Here is a 22,022-nt window from a genome sequence, read left to right on the forward strand (position 1 = left end):
CATTATGCAACAGATAAAGAATATGGAATTTAGTGGTGAGCGCCCTTTGTTCGCCTCTCACGATTTACAATTAGACAATGTCGTTATTCATGCCGGGGAGTCGGCATTGAAAGAGTGTAGCAATATCATAGCCGTAGGCTGTCGTTTTGAGGGTAAATATCCGTTTTGGCACGTGGATGGCTTCACCATCAAGAATAGCCTGTTTACCGAAGGTGGACGTGCCGCGTTATGGTACTCCCAAAATCTAGTGATGACGGATACACGGGTGGAAGCCCCAAAGATGTTTCGGGAGATGGACGGTATCAGACTGGAAAACGTACAACTACCCAATGCTCAAGAAACCCTTTGGCATTGCCGGAACGTGGAATTGATAAATGTGCAAATAGATCATGCTGATTATTTATTTATGCACGGCGAGAACATTAAAATCCGGAACTACGCTCAAAATGGAAACTACTCGTTCCAGTATTGTAAGAACGTGGAAATCCGTAATGCGGTCATCAATTCGAAAGACGCTTTCTGGAATACGGAGAATGTTACCGTATACGATTCCGAGATTAACGGCGAGTACTTGGGGTGGCACTCGAAGAACCTGCGTTTGGTAAATTGCAAGATCTCGGGTACGCAGCCGCTTTGTTACGCCCACGATCTTATGATGGAGAACTGTACGATGGCAGATGATTGCGATCTAGCCTTTGAATACAGTTCCGTGCAGGCGACTATCAACAGCTCGATCCGTAGCGTGAAGAATCCCCGTACGGGAAGTATCACCGCCGAAAGTTATGGTGAGGTAATCCTCGACGAGAACATCAAGGCTCCGGGTAATTGCCAACTGAGGCTATGGAATGAACGTACTTGCTTTTCCGCATAAAGAATATGAGATATAACTTCGATGAAATAGTGCCTCGTACCGGTACGAACTCTTATAAATGGGATAGTGCCGTGGGCACGGATGTACTACCGATGTGGGTGGCCGATATGGATTTCCGTACGGCACCCGTTATTATCGAAGCTTTACGGCAACGTGTAGAACATGGTATTTTCGGTTATACCCAAGTGCCGGATGCATATTACGAAGCGGTGACAGGTTGGTTTGAACGTCGGCATGGATGGCAAATACGGAAAGAATGGATGATTTATACCTCCGGTGTTGTTCCGGCTATTTCCGCCGTTATCAAAGTGTTGACCGAGCCGGGTGATAAAGTACTGGTGCAGACTCCGGTTTATAACTGTTTTTTCTCATCCATCCGCAATAACGGATGTGAGATTATCCGCAACCCTTTGTCTTATGCCCATGATACATTCACGATTGATTATGAGGATTTGGAGAGAAAAGCCGCTGATCCGAGGGTAAAGGTCATGTTGTTGTGTAATCCTCATAATCCCGCTGGAAGGGTATGGACACGTGAGGAATTAAGTCATATCGGCGAGATATGTATCCGTAATGGTTTAACAGTCGTATCGGATGATATACATTGCGAACTCGTATTTCCGGAATATACTTTTACGCCGTTCGCATCTATCTCGGAAGAATTCCTACGGCATTCCGTGACATGCCTGTCACCTAGCAAGGCTTTCAATATAGCTGGATTACAGATCGCCAATATCGTGTGTTCCGATGAGAACCTACGTCGGAAGATAGACCGGGCAATCAATATCAACGAGGTATGCGATGTGAATCCTTTTGGTGTAATAGCTACCATAGCGGCCTATAATGAGGGAGAGGAATGGCTGTCGCAACTGATCGATTATTTATGGCAGAATTACTTATACATGAAAGATTTTTGCGGGAAATATCTGCCGGACTTCCCGATAACCTTGTTGGAAGGCACTTATCTCGTATGGATGGATTGCCGTAAGTTAGGTAAATCATCGGAAGAATTGGAGCACTTGCTGATCGAGAAAGCGAAGCTATGGCTCAATGCCGGAACGATGTATGGAGCAGAAGGCGAAGGTTTCATGCGTTGGAATATCGCTTGTCCACGTTCCTCGCTGATAAAGGGACTGGAACGGTTTAGGAATTTTGTAGGTAGTGGCTGTTAAAGAATAGTGATGATAGAAAACGAGAGAAGGGGAAAACAACAATTGCTTTCCCCTTCTTTCATATATCTCTCGCTAGATAAAAGATTCGTTTTACTCGATCTCGATGCTATGTTTTACCGGAGTAAGAATGAACGTGAACTCATAGTCGCCGTAAGGAATTTGATATTCCGGGAGTGCGATAGTTCCCCAGCTATTTACACAGCCCAATCCCATCTGCACCTTATCGAGACAAAGGTTTGTCAAGTCAGCTTCCTCTACTTCGGGAGAGTGTCTTTGATCCTTCCGGGCACCGTCATCCAAAGACTCGATCGTATAATGTAAAGCGGAAGCGGAGAATGGGGCAGAGGCTACAACCTCGATACCGTTGCCAGCCTCGTTCAGCATTTTCCACCAGCGGATATCCGATTTCGTTCCATTCTCTTGCGGACGGATATACGAATAGAATTGCTCATCTACGGTCTGGCGGTAAATAGCCAAGTCGGCGTTACCCTTGCGGTCGATATAATTCTCCACGGGACCACGGCCGTAGTATTCGATATTCTCGAATGATCTCGGCATCGGCATTTGCATACCGAAGCGGAACATGGGGGATACCTTGGCATTCTTGTCTGCTGTCATTTTCTGGGTAACCTTGATCGCACCCTTGTTATTGATCACGTACGTCAAGTTCAACTTGGCGGATACGGTCGGCATATCGTAAGCGGCCTCTACGATCACTTGCTTGTTCTCCATCCGTTGGTTAAGAGAAGTCAGCTTCATCTCCGGATTCTTCCATGCGGCGTACTTTTTCTGTAGGCCAGCTCCGAAATCATTGTCTGTCGGCGCGCGCCAGAAGTTAGGAGTCAAAGCCTCTCCTTCCTTGATCATGTCTTGGCCGTTTACCTCGTATTTGATCAGATAACCATTCTCTCGATTGAACTCGGTACGGAAACCACAACCTTCCACGATCAGGTAATTCGCATCGCTATCTTGTACGACTGGAGCCTTGGTTTCGATATTGGTTGTCTCCACGTTTTTCAATTCCATAGATGGAGCCTTGTATGGATTCAACGTCAGCTGATCCTTGGCTACGGTATGTCCGGCGGGTAATAAACCCTCACGGTTCTTCAGTTTATAAGATACATTCAGCAACCATTCCGTGCATTGGCAAGTCTCGCCTAGATCCAATCGGATTGTTGATGTTTGCTGGGGAGCTACTTTCAGGTCATCGACACGTCCGCTACGAACAACCTTGCCACCTTTCAGCATTTCCCATTCCAGATAATAAGCGGAAAGGTCACGGAAGAAATTCTCGTTGTACACCTTGATCTCACCTTTCGACAGATCGCCGGGGGTTGTCCAGATATCTTGGTAATAATACCCCACCTCGTACATATGCGGGTTCGGAACACGATCCGGGCTGATCAAGCCGTTATCGCAGAAGTTATTATCGCTAGCGTCGAACTTATTGAAATCGCCGCCATAAGCATAGATCATTTTCCCGTTCTTGCCGGTCCAGCGTACGGATTGATCCACGAAGTCCCAGATGAAGCCTCCTTGATATTTCGGGTATTTACGGATCAAATCCCAATATTCCTTGAAACCACCTTGAGAGTTACCCATGGCATGGGCGTACTCACATTGTATCAAAGGCTTTTGCATGGAGTTGTCCTCGCAGTATTTAGCGCAATCCTCGTAGTTGTAATACATCGGGCAGAAGATATCTGTCTTTCCGGTCTTTCCGGCCTGCTCGTATTGTACGGCACGGCTGGGATCCTCGTTTTTGATCCAATCGTAAGCGGCCTCGAAGTTAGGACCGTATCCCGCCTCGTTACCCAAGGACCAGAAGATTATACTCGGATGGTTGAAACCACGTTGGACGTTACGTTGGTTACGTTCCAGATGCGCTTTCTTATAAGATGGGTTCTTGGCTAACGTTTCCTCGCCGTATCCCATTCCGTGAGACTCTACATTGGCCTCGGCTACGACATAGATACCGTATTTATCGCAAAGATCGTACCAGAAGTTATCATCCGGGTAGTGGCAGGTACGAACGGCGTTCAAGTTGAATTTCTTCATGATCTGTATGTCCTGTATCATGCGCTCGCGTGAAACGACATAACCGCCATCGGGATCCATCTCGTGACGGTCGGCACCCTTGAAAAGAACTGGTTGCCCATTCACGAGTATCTGGGCGTTCTTTAATTCGATCTTACGGAAACCTACTTTTACAGGGATTACTTCGATTGTTTTGCCTCCCTCTTTTAAAGTAGCCCGTAAAGTATATAGATAAGGAGTCTCCGCGGTCCATTTGTGGGGAGAGGAGACTTCTATCGTCGTGCTGACCTTTCCGGAAGCGTTCAAGGATTGGGTAGCGACAGCTTTATTCTGGGCATCCAATAGTTCAAGCTCTACCGTACCTTTACCCTTCATGGTCAGGTTGACAGCCAACGAGCCATTTTGGTATTGAGCGTCCAGATCCGGAGTCACACGTATATCGGCGATCTGTTGCTTTGGGTTACGGGCGTATAAATAACAATCACGTCCGACACCGCTGTAACGGAAGAAATCTTGGTCTTCCAGATAAGTGCCATCACACCAGCGGAATACTTGGAAAGCGATCAGGTTTTTTTGTCCGGGTTTCAAGTAAGGAGTTAAGTTAAACTCCGCTTCCAGCTTGCTATCTTCGCTATAGCCTACGTACTTCCCGTTTACCCACAAATACATATTGGAGGTAACGGAGCCGAAATGGGCGATGATCTCTTTTCCGTTCCAGCCGGCAGGAACCATGATCTCACGGCGGTAGGAACCCACATGGTTATTAACGGTAGGGACCTCGGGTGGGTTGTTCTTAAATTGCTCGCGCCAAGCGTAACCAACGTTTACGTAGAGAGGATCTCCATATCCGTTCAGTTCCCATACACCGGGCACAGGCATATTGTTCCATCCTTTGTCGTTGTAATCGGTCCGCCAGAAATCGGTAGGACGAGCGTCAGCGTTCTTTACCCAAAAGAATTTCCAAGGACCGTTCAAGGTCATGAAGTTCTGGGATTGTTCCTTGGCGTCCTTCGCCGCCACCTCGGCGGTCTCGTAGGCGAAGAAATTGGCGTGCATCGGGGCACGGTTTACGGCGTTGACCTCGGGATTTCGCCACTCATTCGACTGGGCTACCGCTGTGAAAGCCAAAGCGGCAAACAGTCCGGTCATAAGTTGTCTTTTCATGCTATTATATTTTTAATCTGCTTTACGGAATTGCAAAACTAAGAATAAAATTCCGGGTATGGCAATAATTCCGGCGGAAACTAACAGGGCGACATGCAAAGAATAGAAATCATTTAGCCAACCTATAAATGGGGCGATGGCAGCGAATATCAAGCGGATCACAAAGTTACGGATCGACAAGACCGTAGCCCGCATCTCCGAGAAGGTCATTTGATTAATGTAACCTTTCAAAATCGGTGTGGCGAAGCCCCGGACTATATAGAAAATGAACAAGATCGCTAATCCCCAATAAGTAAGGTTATAAGCGAGCGATATATATCCACCGATGATTACAAGTAGTATAAACGTGTTTGATTTACGCATCCCGAAATACCGCTCTACCCGATCAGAATAGAGGGCGGACAATCCCACCGTCAGATTGAGCACGGTCCAAATGACACCGTAATAGGAGGTCGGGGTTTCCAACTTCATCAATACGGGCTGCACGAACCATGCCATCGTTAATGTAGCGGCTCCGATGATACCGGAGAACATGATGTTATAGCATAGCCTACGGTTCGTAACCAAGGAATATTTCAAAATGCGGAGAATCTCGGAAACCGGGTTCTGCACCTTACTCTTAGTATTGAATTCCTGCAAGGCGAACGCTGCCGGAATGCCGATAAAGGCGACAAACGCTTGGGCGTAAAACGGCAATCGCAAGGAATAGGCGGCCAGCAATCCACCGAATATCCCGGCGATGGCCTCGGCGAAATTACCGATCATCGTGATACGTCCCTCATACCGCAAATAAAGTTCTTCTTTTTTATATCGTACGGTTGTATCGTAGAGCAGCGCCGAATCCGCTCCGTTTACCAAGGTTTGCCCGGTTCCCAACAAAATCTCGGCGAAGAGAAATGCCGTGAAAGTGGAGGTGAAAGAATAACATAGGTACCCTCCAAAGAAAAGTATACAACCTAGAATCAAGCATTTCTTACGCCCCCATACGTCCGCCAGATAGCCCGAGGGAATCTCCAAAGTGACAGCGGCGACCGAGTAGACACTCTTCAAAATAAATACGTCTTGCAATCCTAACCCATGATCCTCATAGAAAAGGACAATGATAGGCATTACGAGCGAGAACCATTTGGATAACTTGATCAGATAGAGAGCGAGTATATTTTGTTTCATATTTTTCAACGGGATTGCCCTGTCGTTTTTATTTAGACACGCGAATGTATGAATTCTTTGCCAATAGCCTAAACTTTTTCAGGAAGCTTCTGTTCTTTTTGAAAAAGGAAAAATATGGTATTCAATCAACTTGATATTCATTTACTGATTACGGCCATTTGTGTGATATCATCCGCCTTGATATGCTATACGATCGGAGTCTGGGGCGAGCGTTTTCAAGGACAGTTAAAAGCGTGGCATCTTTGTTTTTTTGTATTAGGACTTTATGCGGACGCTATTGGAACGGGTTTGATGGAGCATATCGCCCAGCTGACCCATCTGCATGATACGGCGCATACCGTAACGGGAATTATCGCTATTTGCTTGATGCTAATCCATGCGATCTGGGCGATTTGGACTTACTTTAAAGGTTCGTTAAAAGCCAAGCAGCATTTCAATAGATTTAGCATTGTTGTGTGGTTCATCTGGTTAATTCCTTATTGCATCGGTATCTACATGGGGATGTCTCTCCATAAATAGAGGCCATCGCTCATATATTTTGAGAAATAAATCGTACATTTGGTGATATGTTTACTATATGCCATATCCCGGAAAAAGGTTTTGCCGATAAATACGCCCGTATCACCTCGGAAGGGGTCGTGAAGTGTCTATTTAGCTTCATAATGTAAGGGATGTAGAGGATTTCCCCCGGCGGAATATCCCGAGACCGTAAATAAGGATGAACTGGGGAACTTAGGTTTATCTCAGGAAGAGGAGACTGCGATTGTCGCTTTTTTACGAACATTGACGGATTGCATCAAATAAAAATCAGTCTTTCCAAAAACTTTCTCCAGCCCTTGATAGTTTTCTTAATAAAATAAAAAGAAGAGTTTAAACTATGGCGAAGAAAGTTGCGGACCAGTTAGTGGATACGCTGGAAAAAGCAGGCGTACGACGTATATACGCCGTGACAGGCGATAGCCTGAATGAGGTAAACGAGGCTGTTCGGAAAAACGGCAGATTGCGGTGGATTCATGTCCGTCATGAGGAGACGGGAGCTTATGCCGCTGCGGCGGAGGCTCAATTGACAGGCGAGTTGGCTTGTTGTGCAGGTAGTAGTGGCCCCGGGCATGTACATTTAATTAATGGGCTGTATGATGCCCAACGATCCGGAGCCCCGGTCTTGGCGATCGCTTCCACGATCCCTTCCCGGGAGTTTGGTACAGAATATTTCCAAGAGACAAATACGATCAAATTGTTCGATGATTGTAGCTATTATAATCAGGTAGCCACTACACCGGAACAATTTCCCCGGATGCTTCAAGGCGCTATGCAAGCGGCGATCTCATCACGTGGGGTCGGGGTGATCGGACTTCCCGGTGACTTGGCGGCAGAGAATGCTACAGCGGGTTTGTCCTCTACCTTTTCTTTTCCTACGCGACAACGGGTTTGTCCCGCCGAACAGGAAATCCGGGAATTAGCGGATTTGTTGAATAATGCGAAGAAAGTGACACTTTATTGTGGAATAGGGGCGAAAGATGCCCATTCGGAATTGGTGCAGTTGGCTAAATTACTGAATGCTCCGGTAGCCTATTCTTTCAAGGGTAAGATGGAGATCCAATACGATAATCCGAACGAGGTGGGGATGACCGGTCTATTGGGCATGCCTTCCGGCTATTATAGTATGCACGAGGCAGAGGTGTTGGTGTTGTTGGGAACCGATTTTCCATACGAGGCATTCATGCCAGAGAGCAACACGATCGTACAGGTGGATATCAATCCGAATCGTCTGGGGCGTCGTGCCAAGATACAAATGGGGCTTTGTGGCGATGTGAAGGATACTTTGGATGAGTTGATTCCGTTGATTCACCAGAAAGAAGATGATAGTTTCTTGCGGGAACAGTTGGCTAAATATGAGAAAGTTCGGGAAAATCTCCGTTCTGCCGCCACTGTCCGGGGGAAAGAAGAGAAGATACAGCCAGAATACGTGATCTCGGTCGTAGACGAGCTTAGCTCGGACGACGCCATATTTACCGTGGATACGGGTATGACTTGTGTATGGGGTGCCCGCTATTTGCAAGCTACGGGTATGCGGAAGATGTTGGGATCATTCAATCATGGCTCGATGGCGAACGCCATGCCGCAAGCGATAGGGGCGGCATTGGCTTATCCCGGCAGGCAAGTCGTGGCGTTGTGTGGTGATGGAGGTATCTCAATGTTGTTGGGCGACCTTGCTACGATCGTGCAATACCATTTGCCGATTAAATTAATCGTGTTTAATAACCGTTCCCTAGGAATGGTAAAACTTGAGATGGAGGTAGCCGGACTGCCGGATTGGCAGACCACGATGCTGAACCCGGATTTCGCCCGGGTCGCCCTTTCAATGGGAATGGCGGGCTACAACGTGATCAACCCCGACGATGTATTCCCCACCTTGCAGAAAGTGTTTAACGCTGACGGACCGGCCTTGGTTAACATCATGACCGATCCGAACGCATTAGCGATGCCTCCCAAGATTGAGTTCTCCCAAATGCTTGGTTTTGCCCAAACCATGTATAAGTTAATGATGGAGGGGCGAAGCAAGGAGGTCTTGGATACCATCGATACGAATCTAAAACATTGGAAAGAGGTGTTTTAAACTCTCAAAAGAGCTGGATAACCGCTTTAGATTTTGCGCTTTGAATGGCAGCGTCCAATATCCGTACTACCATTAGGTTATTCTCCAACGAGGAAAGGTCCGTGGGAGGTACGTCAATCTCTTTACGGACGGCGGCTTTCAAGAAATAAAAGGAATCATTATAAGGAGCGTTCAAGGAAGGTGCTATTTCTTGGCGCTCCTTTCCGTTGGTATAAATTCGCATTTCCTTAGGTGTATCTTGGTAAATATATCCTTTGTCGCCATAGATATGCATATCTTTTCTACCCATCGGCCAACACCATGATCCCATGATCTGGACGGTTGCGGAAGGATATTCCACGATAATAGTTGCGTCATCGTCTACCTTGGGATAAAGATTCGGTTTATTCTGCCGTAGTACAGCGTATACGCTAAGGGGCTTTTCATCTTTCATGAGACGGGTGGCTAAGTTGGCTCCGTAACATCCAAAATCGATAACCGCCCCGCCGCCATTCAGCACGGGGTCGGTTAACCAGTCCGTGAACTCTTTTCCGCAGTTGATCTCGAAGGGACCTTGATGCCCGTCGTATACGTTGATACGATCGATCTTCCCGATAGCACCGCTGTCAATAAGGCGGAATGCCTCATGGTTGGTATTATACCACGTAGTCTCGTAGTTGGTAAGCAACAAGATATTTTTCTCACGGGCGAGCGATGCCATTCGGGTAGCATGTTCGTTATTTACGGCCAATGGTTTTTCTACCATAACATGTATGCCTCTCGGCGCGCAAGCCTCTACCACACGAAGATGGTCGTAGATCGGCTCGTATACGATGACCGCCTCCGGATGGGTCTTGTCCAGCATCTCGCCAAGGTCCGCATAGAACAGGTTTGGATCTAGCTTATCCCGCAGACCGTTATGTTCCCGTAAGTAATCATCTTTCTCGGCGACTCCTACAATCTTGAAATCGCCTCTATCCAAACGGCTTATCACCTCCCATAGATGTCCGTGGGATACCCCTGCCACGGCCAGTCGCAAAGGCTCTCCATCTTGCCCTTTCGCCGTGAGAGTTAAGAACGTAAATGTACATAACATAAGTAAGTAACGTGTGATCTTGTGTATATTCATGATATTATCTATATATAGTTTTTACAAAGATATACGATTATTTCTTACCTTTGCAACCCATTACTTATTCAGATTAAGGAAAACAGTATAATTTAGAAATATAAAGAAATGGCAAAAGAGCTGAAAGAACTTACACCGAGAAGTGTAAACTATTCGCAGTGGTACCAAGATTTGGTAATTAAGGCAGATTTGGCGGAGAATTCCGCCGTGCGTGGTTGTATGGTGATCAAGCCTTACGGATACGCTATCTGGGAGAAGATGCAACGTATCCTAGACGATATGTTCAAGGAAACCGGTCATGTGAACGCTTATTTCCCCTTGCTGATCCCGAAGTCTTTCTTAAGCAAAGAAGCTGAGCACGTAGAAGGGTTCGCCAAGGAGTGCGCCGTGGTTACTCACTATCGTTTGAAGACAAATCATGACGGTACGGGGGTTGTCGTAGATCCGGCAGCTAAACTGGAAGAGGAATTGATCATTCGCCCGACTTCGGAGACCATTATATGGAATACATACCGTAACTGGATTCAGTCTTACCGTGACCTGCCTATCTTGTGCAACCAATGGGCGAACGTGATGCGCTGGGAGATGCGTACTCGCTTGTTCCTTCGTACGGCTGAGTTCTTGTGGCAGGAAGGCCATACCGCTCACGCTACTCGTGAAGAAGCGGAGATAGAAGCTAAGAAGATGCAAGACGTTTATGCGAACTTCGCAGAGAATTATATGGCAATGCCGGTAATAAAGGGCGTGAAGTCTGAGAGCGAGCGTTTCGCCGGTGCTTTGGATACCTATACGATCGAGGCGATGATGCAGGATGGAAAAGCTTTGCAGGCGGGAACTTCCCATTTCTTGGGGCAGAACTTCGGTAAGGCTTTCGACGTTACTTTCATCGACAAGAACGGTAAGAGCGACTATGCTTGGGCTACTTCTTGGGGTGTTTCCACACGTTTGATCGGAGCGTTGATTATGTCTCACTCTGATGATAACGGTTTGGTATTGCCTCCACATTTGGCTCCGATACAGGTTGTGATCGTACCGATCTACCGTAGCGCTGAGCAATTGACGCAGATCAGCGAGAAGGTCGCTGGTATCGTGGCTAAATTGAAAGCGTTAGGCATTTCCGTGAAATATGATGACGCTGATAACAAGAAGCCGGGCTGGAAGTTCGCTGAGTACGAGTTAAAAGGTGTTCCCGTGCGTTTGGCTATGGGTGGTCGTGATTTGGAGAATAATACAATCGAAGTAATGCGCCGTGATACTTTGGAGAAGGAGACGATCACTTGTGATGGCATTGAGGAATACGTGAAGAATCTGTTGGAGGAAATCCAAGCGAATATCTTCAAGAAAGCGTACGATCACCGTGAGGCTAACATCATAAACGTAGATACGTATGAGGAATTTAAGGAGAAGATCGAGGATGGCGTCTTCATCATGGCCCACTGGGATGGAACCCCGGAAACAGAAGAATTGATCAAGAACGAGACGAAAGCTACGATCCGCTGTATTCCTTTAGCTGGTGATAAGACTCCGGGTAAGTGTATGGTGACAGGTAAACCGTCGGCTTGCCGGGTACTGTTCGCCAGAGCTTATTGATCGCCCCCCGGTTTCGGGGCGAGAGTGGTTATAAAAAAGGTACGCCTTACTGAATGTGTGAGGCGTACCTTTTTTTATTTAAATTGTTTTACTGTCTATTAACTCAATCCCTCAATCATGCCATCCACGATATCGATCTTTCGGGCTTGCGGCTCTTTAGGGAGCCCCGGCATACGCATGATCTCGCCCATGACGACAACGATCATCTCGGCTCCGTTATTGATGATTACATCTCGTACTTTTAGTTCGAAATCCTTGGCGACCCCATAAGCTTTCGGATCGGAAGAGAATGAATATTGAGTCTTGGCGATACAGATCGGATAATGGGAAATACCCAAGCTTTCGATCTGACGCAATTTTTTATCGGCCAAAGTCGTATAAACAATCGAAGAGGCTCCGTATATCTTCTGGGCCACTTTTTGTACCTTCGTACGGATCGGATCATTCAGATCATATGTATATTGTAAAGGAGCGGAAGGATGATTTTCGATCGTATCAACCACTAAGCGGGCAAGTTCCGTACCCCCTTCACCTCCTTCAGAGAAAACGTTATTCATGGCGAATCCAACCCCTTTTTCCTTGCAATGCTCAGCCACTAAAGCGATCTCCTCGTCCGTATCGGTAGCGAAACGGTTGAAAGTCACGATTACTTGCTGTCCGAAGCTCTTCATATTCTCAATGTGTTTATCTAAGTTAGCGAATCCGTTCTTTAATCCTTCGATATTCGGTTCCTTGATTTCTTTTTCAGGAACGCCACCATGAAGTTTCAAGCTCTGGGCAGTCGCTACGATGACTGTCAGTTTCGGTGAAAGCCCCGCTTTTCTACATTTGATATTAAAGAATTTCTCCGCGCCCAGATCAGCGCCGAAACCAGCCTCCGTAATCACATAATCTCCATAAGTAAGAGCCATTTGGGTGGCCAATATGGAATTACATCCATGGGCGATATTAGCGAAAGGACCTCCATGTACAAATGCGGGAGTATTCTCCGTTGTTTGTACTAGGTTCGGCAGTAATGCGTCTTTTAGCAATACGGTAATAGCTCCGGCTATGCCAAGATCATTTACCGTGAAAGGCTTATCTTCGTTTGTATAACCCAATAAAATATTTCCGACACGTCGTTTCAAATCCTCTATATCCGTAGCCAAGCAAAGGATCGCCATGATCTCTGAAGCGGGAGTGATGTCAAATCCGGTCTCGGTAGGGACACCGTTCGCCGAGCCTCCTAGACCCGATACGATGTTACGTAAGCTACGGTCGTTTACGTCAAGAACCCGTTTCCATTTGATCTCCTTCAATCCCTCGCAGGTGTTGCGAGTCTGATAAATATAGTTATCCAATAAAGCGGTAATCATATTGTGGGCGGAAGTAACCGCATGAAAATCCCCTGTAAAATGCAAGTTGATGTTTTCCATAGGAAGCACTTGGGCATATCCACCTCCGGCAGCACCACCTTTCATGCCGAAACACGGGCCAAGAGACGGCTCACGTAAAGCGACCACCGCTTTCTTCCCTATTTTATTCAGACCTAAAGCCAGACCGATCGAAACCGTAGTCTTTCCGATTCCCGCTTTAGTGGGAGTGATAGCGGTCACTAAAATTAAATTATGCTGGTCCATTTGCTTTTTATCGATCAAATGGATAGGAACCTTGGCAATATACCTGCCATAATTTTGTACTTCCTCACGAGGGATACCTAACGTTGTCGCAACTTCCTTAATTTTACGCAAGTCTGTTTCTCTTGCTATCTCAATGTCCGATTTCATGTGCTTTATGTAAGTTTATATAGTTTGAACAAAGTAAATCTAATTTATTATAATAACAAAATGATACGGAACAAGGTTTTCCCCCTTTATGGAATAATAAGATTGTGTTATTTTGATATTTTTGTGCGAAGATGGCGATGATCTTGCTTTTTGTGATAGCTGTTAGGCTTGAAATTAAACTTTTTGTAAAGTGAACTTTGCAAAAATCATACGTTTTGCTTGTCGCACTCTTAAAGAATTATAAAATAGTCTTTAAAATTATCCATCTATGATAATTTGATTAATTTTGTGGTGTCGCAACGATAAAAAGAAAGATAAAATGATTTGAGTGTGATAAATTGAAATAGATAAGAGATTAATAACATTAGCAATATAATATGTAAATTTAAGGTTATGTCAACAGTAAGATTTAGTCAGGTTACATTTGCTACTAAATCGTGGGTAGCAGAAGCATGGGAAAAGATGGTAGTGGAATTGTTTAGCGGCTGTGTCGTAGCGGAAGTCAAACAATTGGATGAAGTATGTGAATCAAAGTGGGAAGTAGAATTGAAGAAGCTTCAAAACGAGGTTCATTCTTTATGTCATCATGCGATCCATCAATTGCTCCCGATAGCCGGCTCTTATCAACAGGCATTACTGGATGACGTTGCCCAAGCCTATACGGTATACGCTCCGGAAGAAGCAGAGTCTATCTTCAACCGGGGAAACCAAGCGATCGAGGATATCAAAGGACATGTATCGGGTATTCGCTACAACGCTTGTAAAATGCGTGAGGCGAACCGTAAAGTAAGCGAGTTGGAAGATATGCACGCAAAAGCGATCATGTACCATAATTCAGTGAAACCTTATATGGATACACTTCGTTTCCATATCGATCAGCTTAAGCATATATTGCATGTAGCGTAATAAGATGGGCTGTCCGGGTTTGGTTACTCTCCGGGCAGCCTTCTTCTTTTAGCGAGGTTGGACAATCAGTAGGGAGAAATAGGGGAAATCCTTGGAATGTATAATGGTGATATCAGTAGTATAATATTCTTTTCCTGTTCCAACATTCTCGAAATAATGAAAAACCGCCTTATCCGCATACTGCCGGATACAAGTATGAATAGCCTCTTGGCAACCCGGTAATTTCATGATGACGATGATCATTCCATTTTCTATTTTTGCCGAAAGTTCATCGAACGACGCAGTCCCGGGGATTACATTAATTTGCTCCTCTTGTTTTACGATATGTATCCCGGCCAAAGCACCTGCCGCTATAAATGCCGGAATTCCTGCGATTCGATCTACCGGGATTCCTGCTTCCTCGAATTTATCGTATACATATTGTATAGATGAATAAAAACCAGCGTCTCCCTCGGCGACGATCACGATTTGTTTTCCTTTCAAATATTCAGCTTGGGCATCCAGAAACAATTCGTTATAAGCGTTTAACGCATCTGTCCGTTCCTTACTCATTGGCAAAATAAACGGATGGATCAAGGATTCGTCTACCTCAATAGCTTTCAATATATCCGTCGCCCGAGATATGATTCCATGCTTGCCTTGTGTAGCAGGACAATAGATAATATCAGCCTTTTGTAATGTATTAAGCCCTTTCAGCGTAATTAATTCCGGATCACCGGGACCTAATGAGACGAAGTGAATAGGATGATTCATGTGTATTTGTTTTTATTTGAAACGCAAAAGTCCTTAAAATTGCGGATGTATACAAATATTCTTACTACTTTTGTCGCTGTAATAGGCTCCGCTTATCTCTTTTTCTGGGAGGCGGATTAAAAGGGAACCGGGTGAGAATCCCGGACAGACCACGCTGCTGTGAACTTCTAAACATTCGGACAATACCTTGGCCACTGGTTTCGTAATCGGGAAGGCGTCCAGAATGGAAGTAAGTCAGAAGACCTGCCGGTTCATAAATAAATGTTGCTGTCCCGTGGAGCAGGACGAGAGTAACTGTCAATGATCAACTGTCAATTAAACAAGGATTATGAATAAGTTTATAGCGAGTGGATGCTTGCTTTTATCGGTATTGACTTTATCATGTACTTCAGGTATCCGTGAAAAAGGAGAAATAGGGAAGACGGCTTCCGTAGAGCAATCCGCATTCTCGCAAGAGCAGGTTAAGCCTTTATACGCCCAAGGATTCAAGCTTACCTATGCGGATCAATATGTCTTGGCTGATATCCAAGATCCTCAAAACGAGGAAAGCACCACGTTTCATTATGCGTTCGTAAAAAGAGGTTCGAAACCCACGGGGATTCCTGTTGATTATACGGTGATAGAGCTTCCTATCCGAAGCGTTATCTGTATGACTTCCCTGCAATTATCGAATTTTATTAAATTGGGTGCCTTGGATAAGGTCGTTGGGATTACCAGTACACGGCATTTGTTCAATAAAGAGATGAACGAACGCCTGAAAGAAGGTAAAACCGCAAAGATCGGTATAGAGGGAAATTTCGATAACGAGGTTATCATGAGTATGAATCCTGATTTGATCCTTGTATCGCCATTCAAGCGGGGAGGCTATGAGACGCTGAAAGACGTGGGTATCCCCTTGATTCCCCATTTGGGTTATAAGGAGACTACGCCATTGGGACAAGCTGAATGGATCAAGTTCATAGGCTTGTTGTTAGGGGTAGAGAAAGAGGGCAATGAGCGTTTTGCCGCCATTGAGAAGAGGTATAATGAATTAAAGGAACTTACGGCGGATGGCAATGTTAAAAAACGTCCGATAGTTTTTAGTGGCGAGTTACGGGGTGGAAACTGGTATGCCGTAGGAGGAAAGAGTTTCTTGGCACAGCTTTTCAAGGATGCCGGCGCTGATTATTTCTTGAAAGACGATGAGCGATCCGGTGGTGTTACATTAGACTTCGAGACGGTCTATAACCAAGCGGACGATGCTGATTACTGGCGTATCGTGAATAGTTTCCCGGGAACGTTTAGCTATGAGGCATTGAAAGAGCAAGATCCTCGTTATGCGGATTTCCGTGCGTTCCGGGAGAAAGGGATTATCTATTGTAATATGAAGAACACGCCGTTTTATGAGAGTATGCCGACAGAACCGGAGATCGTCCTAGCGGATTTGCTTCATATCTTTCATCCGGATTTATTACCGGATCATGAGCCGGTCTATTATTCTCGACTTAAATAAGGAACACTGATGAGACATTCAAATACCCTATGGATGCTGGCGATTGTCACGGCTATTTTTGTTCTAATCTTTTTGAATTTGGTGTTGGGGTCAGTCTCTATTCCTCTTCAATCGGTTTGGCATATTATCTGGAATTCAGGAAATGAGCCTATTACATGGCAGAATATTATCTGGAAATCTCGACTACCACAGGCATTGACAGCGTTGGTAGCGGGAGCTGGCTTATCCATCAGCGGCTTACAGATGCAAACCGTTTTCCGTAATCCATTGGCCGGACCTTCGGTCTTAGGTATCAGTTCGGGAGCGAGCATGGGTGTCGCTTTCGTGGTGTTGTTAAGCGGTAGTTTAGGGGGCGTTGCCTTGAGTAAACTTGGTTTTATGGGGGAGATCGCCTTATCGATAGCGGCCGTGATCGGTTCCTTATCCGTGATGGCGCTGATCGTGTATGTTTCCCAAAAGGTAAAAGGAAATGTCACGTTGTTGATTATCGGTGTGATGATCGGTTACGTGGCAAACGCCGTGATCGGTGTACTTAAATTCTTTAGCGTCGAGGAGGATATCCGTGCATACGTGATTTGGGGATTGGGTAGTTTCGCCCGTGTTTCCGGTAATCAGATGACGTTGTTCGCGATTCTTATGACAATCTTGATCCCTCTCTCGTTCCTGCTTATCAAGACCATGAACTTGATGCTTCTTGGGGATAGCTACGCACGCAATTTGGGACTTAATATCAAGCGGGCCCGTTTGTTGGTTATCACCTCGGCCGGGGTCCTTACGGCGATTGTCACGGCTTATTGCGGACCTATTATCTTCTTGGGGCTAGCCGTTCCGCATTTATGCCGGGCCATATTTCAAACTTCCGACCATCGGATTTTAATGCCTGCGGTCTTATTCGCCGGTGCGGCGTTGGCGTTGATCTGTAATTTGATCGCCCGTATGCCGGGGTTCGAGGGAGCGTTACCTGTCAACTCGGTAACCGCTTTAGTCGGTGCTCCTGTAGTGGCCTCGGTATTATTTAGAAAACGAAAGAATGAATTGAACGAGTAAGATGAAACAAGATACGATTCATATTAACGGACTTTCGATCGGTTACCATTCTAAGAGTAGTACAAAGCTGGTAGCTAAAGGTATACACTCTACGATCTATAGTGGTGAATTAACCTGTTTGCTGGGTGCTAACGGGGTGGGGAAGTCTACTTTATTGCGCACGTTATCGGCTTTCCAACCTAAATTAGATGGGGAAATATTGGTCCTAGGAAAAGATATAGATGCTTATTCCGATAAGGAATTGAGCACCACGATCGGTGTCGTGCTGACCGATAAATGTGAGATCCGGAATATGTTGGTACGGGAATTGGTCGGGATGGGACGTAGCCCGTATACCGGCTTCTGGGGCAAGTTGAGCAAGGATGATAAGCGGATCGTGGAAGAATCCATCGCCCTTGTCCGCATTGAGGAACTAGCATCCCGCATGGTCCATACCTTATCGGATGGAGAACGCCAGAAAGTGATGATCGCTAAGGCGCTCGCTCAGGAGACTCCGGTTATTTACTTGGATGAACCTACCGCATTCCTTGATTTTCCCAGCAAGGTAGAGATTATGCAATTACTCCATCATCTAACCCGGAAAACGAATAAGACGATATTTATGTCCACTCACGATTTGGAGCTGGCTCTCCAGATATCGGATAAGATATGGTTAATGGACAAAGCAAATGGTATCTCTACCGGTACCCCCGAGGATTTGGCATTGAGTGGTCATTTAAGCAATTTCTTCGCCCGGAAAGGGATTGTTTTCGATAAGGATACCGGGTTATTCCGTATAGATAATCAATTCTCCCGACAGATCCGCCTCGTTGGACATGGCCAGAAATACGCTATGGTGCGTAAAGCGCTCCAGCGAAACGGAATTTTGGCGAATCGGGAAGTGGAATCGAATATCTGGATTGAGACTGGCGATTTAAAGACCACCTACTTTATCATCCATGAGACTTCCGGCAGTACCTATATCACCCAAACGATAGAAGAATTACTTGCCTATTTTGATACTGAAAAATCATAACTATGAAATTTTCAATTCATAACTATGTTTTTCTTCATTCATAGTTATGAATTTTTTCCATTCAAATCCATTGTTTTAAAGTAAGCTAGCTTCGTCGGCTTTCCTGTAATTGCTTGAAAGATACATACAACTTTAATTCCACCATTCCTGTCACTTCTACGTACAGGTGTTGGTTCAAGAAAATGGTTGGGGTTACACCTAATGAATATAGACAAAATCGAAACAATTAGACATTTAATTCAACGTCATGTAACAATATGAAGTTTGCATGTATGGATCTTTACACGGTTCTTCCGTCGGGAATCGTGCTAGCTCGTGCGTGCCTTTCCGGACAGTAAGTCCTAAATGTTAAATGAGTAGTGAGATGTAAAGAGACAAACGGTAAAAAAAACGATAATGTAAAATGAATCGAAAAATAGAAGTGATTGAGAATAAAGAAGTAGGGAGAAAAAAAATGTCTCTTTCTTACGCAGAAAGAGACAACTTTCAGAATGACGGGTAAATATCCGTTTTCGGGTGTAAAAGTAGCTCAAATTGCTGATAAAGGCAAGGAGAGTGCTTAAATCTTTTATCAAAATTAAAAAAGACAAACAATAGCGAGCCGTCAAGCGTGACGTGCCTTGTCCTATTAACATTTCCAAGGGATTGAAAAACAGCGGATAGGAGCGTTTATCCTCCTGTTGTCTCTTTCTGCGTAAGAAAGAGACAACGTGATTCAAGCAAAAAAATGTGAAATGTAGTAGTGAAAAAGCACGTGCAGGTATGGAGGAAATGGGTGTAAAATTACAAAAAGCAGTATTGATGATGATGTCAATAGTATGGGTGTTAGGAATGTCAAGTTGTGAGGATCGTCTCGATTCACCCTGCCCGTCTACGGGTGAGGGCAAGACGGTGGAGGTATCGCTATGCGTGGGATTGGCAGACTGGGAAGATGCGGCGGCATTGAGTACGAGATCTATCCACACGGAGGCTAATGAAGGCTTTGGCTTTGATGTGCGTCTGTTCTCCGGTCAAAACATGGGCACGAAGGCTATAACGGTTCCTGAAGATCCCTTGGCTACGGCCAAACCCGATAAGTTATATGGTTTGGAGATCTGGCAATACGACCGGGCGGGAAATTGCATCAATAACAGCACGCAAAACCTGGGTAATAAATCCATAGGGGAATCCTTCACCGTGCCTTTGGTAGATCTTGCGACACTGTCAACCCCCGAGACCGAATGCCAATTGCTGATCGTCGCCCGTGGATATAATGGCTCGAAAAACACGATTGAGTCCCTTAAGGGCAAGAGGCTGTCGGATATTCAGGACATGATGCTGGATTCTTCGGTAATAAACTCGATAACGACAAAGGATCAAATAAAAGTGATGCCCTATCTCTTGCTTCTCCCTCATGTCTGTATAGTGAAGGAGGGCGAGACGTATAGGATACAGAACCCGGAGGGACAGGATATCCGCGTCTTATTACGCCGTTTGGCTTCCCGGCTGACGATCACATGGGAAAACGTCTCGAAAAACACGGGATATGTCTTGAAACAAGTTATGCTTCAATCCATACCTGCCAATTACCGATTATTGCGTCATCCGGAGGACAAGGCGACATATCCCTCTTTACTGGATCAATACTCTACCTTGCAGGTTCCCGATGTAGAGGAGTCGGGCAGCTATACTTGCTGGATCCCCAGTGTGCTACGAGGCGAAAGCCCGAATGCCACGTCCCTCTATTATCGCACGAAAGTGAACGCTCCGAAAGGTAGTGTTTACATTACGCTGGTATCACAAGATCCTGTGAATATCAAGAAAAAATTGAGTTACCGTGTCTATTTGGGAGGAAGTTCAAGTCATGATTTCAATCTGTACGACAATACGAACTATGTTTACGGGATTAAGATGTCACACTCGGAGCTTCCGGTGGATGACAAACGTATTACCATCGTGAATCCGATCGGGGCTTCCGAGAATAACAATAACTTGGTTCCCACGGCCAACTGTTTCATGATTGTTCCGGGAGGCGCCTTTTGTTTCGATCCCTATAAATATACGGTCGATGGGACGGCGGATCAAGAGAATTCCACACTGAAAGGGTGGGCTGACACGGAGGGGGGTATCACTTCCGTGGAACTTTTATGGCAGACCTTGGAAAGCGGAGATTTGGGAGATCCGGTAATGGGTATCGTAAATACCGAAGAGGATCATACGAATATTGTGGACATAAAGAGAGACGACGGTCAGGATATAACGAAGAACCCCTTGTCTGGCCAGGGGCAAGGACGGATCTATTGCCGTGTCGCCCCTAACACGACCGGAGGTAGCGGCTTGATAGCGGCGAGAAACGACAAAGGCGATATTCTCTGGAGTTGGCACGTATGGGTGACAGATTATCATCCGGACGCTACCGGGGATGCCTCGGTAGACGAGCCGGAGACAAAACGTAAGCAAAAATATACGTATGGGAATCATCCGAATCAATATCCTATCATGGATCGTAATCTGGGCGCTTTAGCCGGATATACCACGATACCCGCGGAAGAGGAGGATAGGTCGAAGGCACATGGTTTCCATTATCAATGGGGTAGAAAGGACCCTTTCCCCAGTAGTTATACTACAAAGTACGTGTCCAAAATAGAGCGTATAGATTTGACTAAACCCGTGAAAAATATATTGAATTTATATAGGCCGGATGGTGTTACTTATTATTCACGTAAGATAGTACCTTCTGCCACGACTTTTAGGGAAGCCTATAAAGACCCGTCATCTATTTATAAGCCAAGTGGCAATAACGCTGATAATCTTTCCTGGATCACGAATCTAAATGATGTAAAACAAGCTTGGGGTGGTAGTTCGGTGAAGACCGTTCACGACCCATGCCCGGCCGGCTGGCGGGTGACAAAAGTGGAGAACTATTATCCCTTATTCAATGATGTCAACCATAGCGCTACAGGTCCTAGCCTGTATTTGATGAATATGCAAAACAATGGCGAAAAGACAGATGGGGGTATCGTTGTCTATTTTGATAAAGAGCAGAGGAGGACGACCTATATCCGATATACCGGTTATTGGTATTTAAGCGATCAGTATCTTGGGATTGGTGAGAACACGCTGCTTTGGTGCCGAAACGACGTTGCAAGCAAAGCTGGCGCTAAACATTTCAGAAGGGATTATAATCTGACTGCTAAATATGGAACCTTGCCCACTTCCGGACATTTACGTGAGGCCATACCTCTTCGTTGCATCCAGGAACGGGCGAATTGATACGACGAACCATAAAGGCTCCCCCCCTCGTGCCTTGCCGTAAACGCTTGGGGAAACGTTCT

General features: G+C 45.6%; 15 protein-coding genes, 1 pseudogene and 1 riboswitch. Of the genes and pseudogenes, 11 read left to right on the forward strand and 5 right to left on the reverse strand.

Features of this window, described 5'->3' with window-relative positions; genetic code table 11:
- Nucleotides 1-4: 4 nt before the first annotated feature.
- Complete coding sequence (locus DW205_RS09055) at nt 5-871, forward strand: DUF3737 family protein (protein ID WP_005862587.1); 867 nt, start codon at nt 5-7, stop codon at nt 869-871.
- A 5-nt stretch (nt 872-876) separates the two neighbouring features.
- The gene (locus DW205_RS09060) at nt 877-2,043 is read left to right on the forward strand and encodes a MalY/PatB family protein (RefSeq protein WP_005862585.1); all 1,167 of its coding nucleotides are present in this window, start codon (nt 877-879) and stop codon (nt 2,041-2,043) included.
- Nucleotides 2,044-2,133: 90 nt separating this feature from the next.
- Here the strand turns inward: DW205_RS09060 and DW205_RS09065 are convergent, their stop codons facing one another.
- Nucleotides 2,134-5,244 (reverse strand): glycoside hydrolase family 2 TIM barrel-domain containing protein, encoded by a 3,111-nt coding sequence (locus DW205_RS09065; RefSeq protein WP_005862583.1) that lies wholly within the window; start codon nt 5,242-5,244, stop codon nt 2,134-2,136.
- 12 nt (nt 5,245-5,256) lie between these two features.
- Entirely contained in the window at nt 5,257-6,414 is a 1,158-nt protein-coding gene (locus DW205_RS09070; protein WP_005862581.1) for an MFS transporter, read from the reverse strand.
- Between the two features lie 114 nt (nt 6,415-6,528).
- Between DW205_RS09070 and DW205_RS09075 the strand changes: the two genes are divergently transcribed.
- The 3 genes and pseudogenes from DW205_RS09075 (at nt 6,529) to DW205_RS09085 (ending at nt 9,031) form a co-directional block, all read left to right on the forward strand.
- Nucleotides 6,529-6,933, forward strand: a complete 405-nt coding sequence (locus DW205_RS09075) for an HsmA family protein (RefSeq protein WP_005862579.1) — start codon at nt 6,529-6,531, stop codon at nt 6,931-6,933.
- 162 nt (nt 6,934-7,095) lie between these two features.
- Nucleotides 7,096-7,218 (forward strand): annotated as a pseudogene (locus tag DW205_RS09080) (cytochrome-c peroxidase); the annotation flags it as partial.
- Between the two features lie 73 nt (nt 7,219-7,291).
- Nucleotides 7,292-9,031: a thiamine pyrophosphate-dependent enzyme gene (locus DW205_RS09085; protein WP_005862577.1), complete on the forward strand. Its 1,740-nt coding sequence runs from the start codon at nt 7,292-7,294 to the stop codon at nt 9,029-9,031.
- Between the two features lie 4 nt (nt 9,032-9,035).
- On the opposite strand, the gene DW205_RS09090 is transcribed toward DW205_RS09085, so the two are convergent.
- On the reverse strand, nt 9,036-10,139 hold the full coding sequence (locus DW205_RS09090; RefSeq protein ID WP_005862575.1) for a Gfo/Idh/MocA family protein: 1,104 nt from the start codon (nt 10,137-10,139) through the stop codon (nt 9,036-9,038).
- A 108-nt stretch (nt 10,140-10,247) separates the two neighbouring features.
- Between DW205_RS09090 and proS the strand changes: the two genes are divergently transcribed.
- Nucleotides 10,248-11,729, forward strand: coding sequence for a proline--tRNA ligase (gene proS / locus DW205_RS09095; RefSeq protein ID WP_005862574.1), 1,482 nt, complete (start codon nt 10,248-10,250; stop codon nt 11,727-11,729).
- 98 nt (nt 11,730-11,827) lie between these two features.
- On the opposite strand, the gene DW205_RS09100 is transcribed toward proS, so the two are convergent.
- Nucleotides 11,828-13,495, reverse strand: coding sequence for a formate--tetrahydrofolate ligase (locus tag DW205_RS09100; RefSeq protein WP_005862573.1), 1,668 nt, complete (start codon nt 13,493-13,495; stop codon nt 11,828-11,830).
- Nucleotides 13,496-13,888: 393 nt separating this feature from the next.
- On the opposite strand from DW205_RS09100, the gene DW205_RS09105 reads away from it, so the two are divergent.
- Nucleotides 13,889-14,401 (forward strand): hypothetical protein, encoded by a 513-nt coding sequence (locus DW205_RS09105; protein ID WP_005862572.1) that lies wholly within the window; start codon nt 13,889-13,891, stop codon nt 14,399-14,401.
- A gap of 48 nt (nt 14,402-14,449) precedes the next feature.
- Here the strand turns inward: DW205_RS09105 and DW205_RS09110 are convergent, their stop codons facing one another.
- Nucleotides 14,450-15,154: a precorrin-2 C(20)-methyltransferase gene (locus tag DW205_RS09110; RefSeq protein ID WP_005862571.1), complete on the reverse strand. Its 705-nt coding sequence runs from the start codon at nt 15,152-15,154 to the stop codon at nt 14,450-14,452.
- Between the two features lie 66 nt (nt 15,155-15,220).
- A riboswitch (cobalamin riboswitch) is annotated at nt 15,221-15,420 on the forward strand.
- 62 nt (nt 15,421-15,482) lie between these two features.
- Here DW205_RS09110 and DW205_RS09115 point away from each other — a divergent pair.
- The 4 genes from DW205_RS09115 to DW205_RS09130 all read left to right on the forward strand — a co-directional run bounded on the left by DW205_RS09115 (nt 15,483) and on the right by DW205_RS09130 (nt 21,960).
- Complete coding sequence (locus DW205_RS09115; RefSeq protein ID WP_005862570.1) at nt 15,483-16,646, forward strand: ABC transporter substrate-binding protein; 1,164 nt, start codon at nt 15,483-15,485, stop codon at nt 16,644-16,646.
- A gap of 9 nt (nt 16,647-16,655) precedes the next feature.
- Complete coding sequence (locus DW205_RS09120) at nt 16,656-17,693, forward strand: iron ABC transporter permease (protein ID WP_005862569.1); 1,038 nt, start codon at nt 16,656-16,658, stop codon at nt 17,691-17,693.
- A gap of 1 nt (nt 17,694) precedes the next feature.
- The gene (locus DW205_RS09125; RefSeq protein WP_005862568.1) at nt 17,695-18,708 is read left to right on the forward strand and encodes an ABC transporter ATP-binding protein; all 1,014 of its coding nucleotides are present in this window, start codon (nt 17,695-17,697) and stop codon (nt 18,706-18,708) included.
- 801 nt (nt 18,709-19,509) lie between these two features.
- Entirely contained in the window at nt 19,510-21,960 is a 2,451-nt protein-coding gene (locus tag DW205_RS09130) for a DUF4906 domain-containing protein (RefSeq protein WP_227793826.1), read from the forward strand.
- Nucleotides 21,961-22,022: the final 62 nt, after the last annotated feature.

The organism is Parabacteroides sp. AM17-47 (assembly GCF_003434625.1).
Lineage (GTDB): Bacteria > Bacteroidota > Bacteroidia > Bacteroidales > Tannerellaceae > Parabacteroides > Parabacteroides distasonis.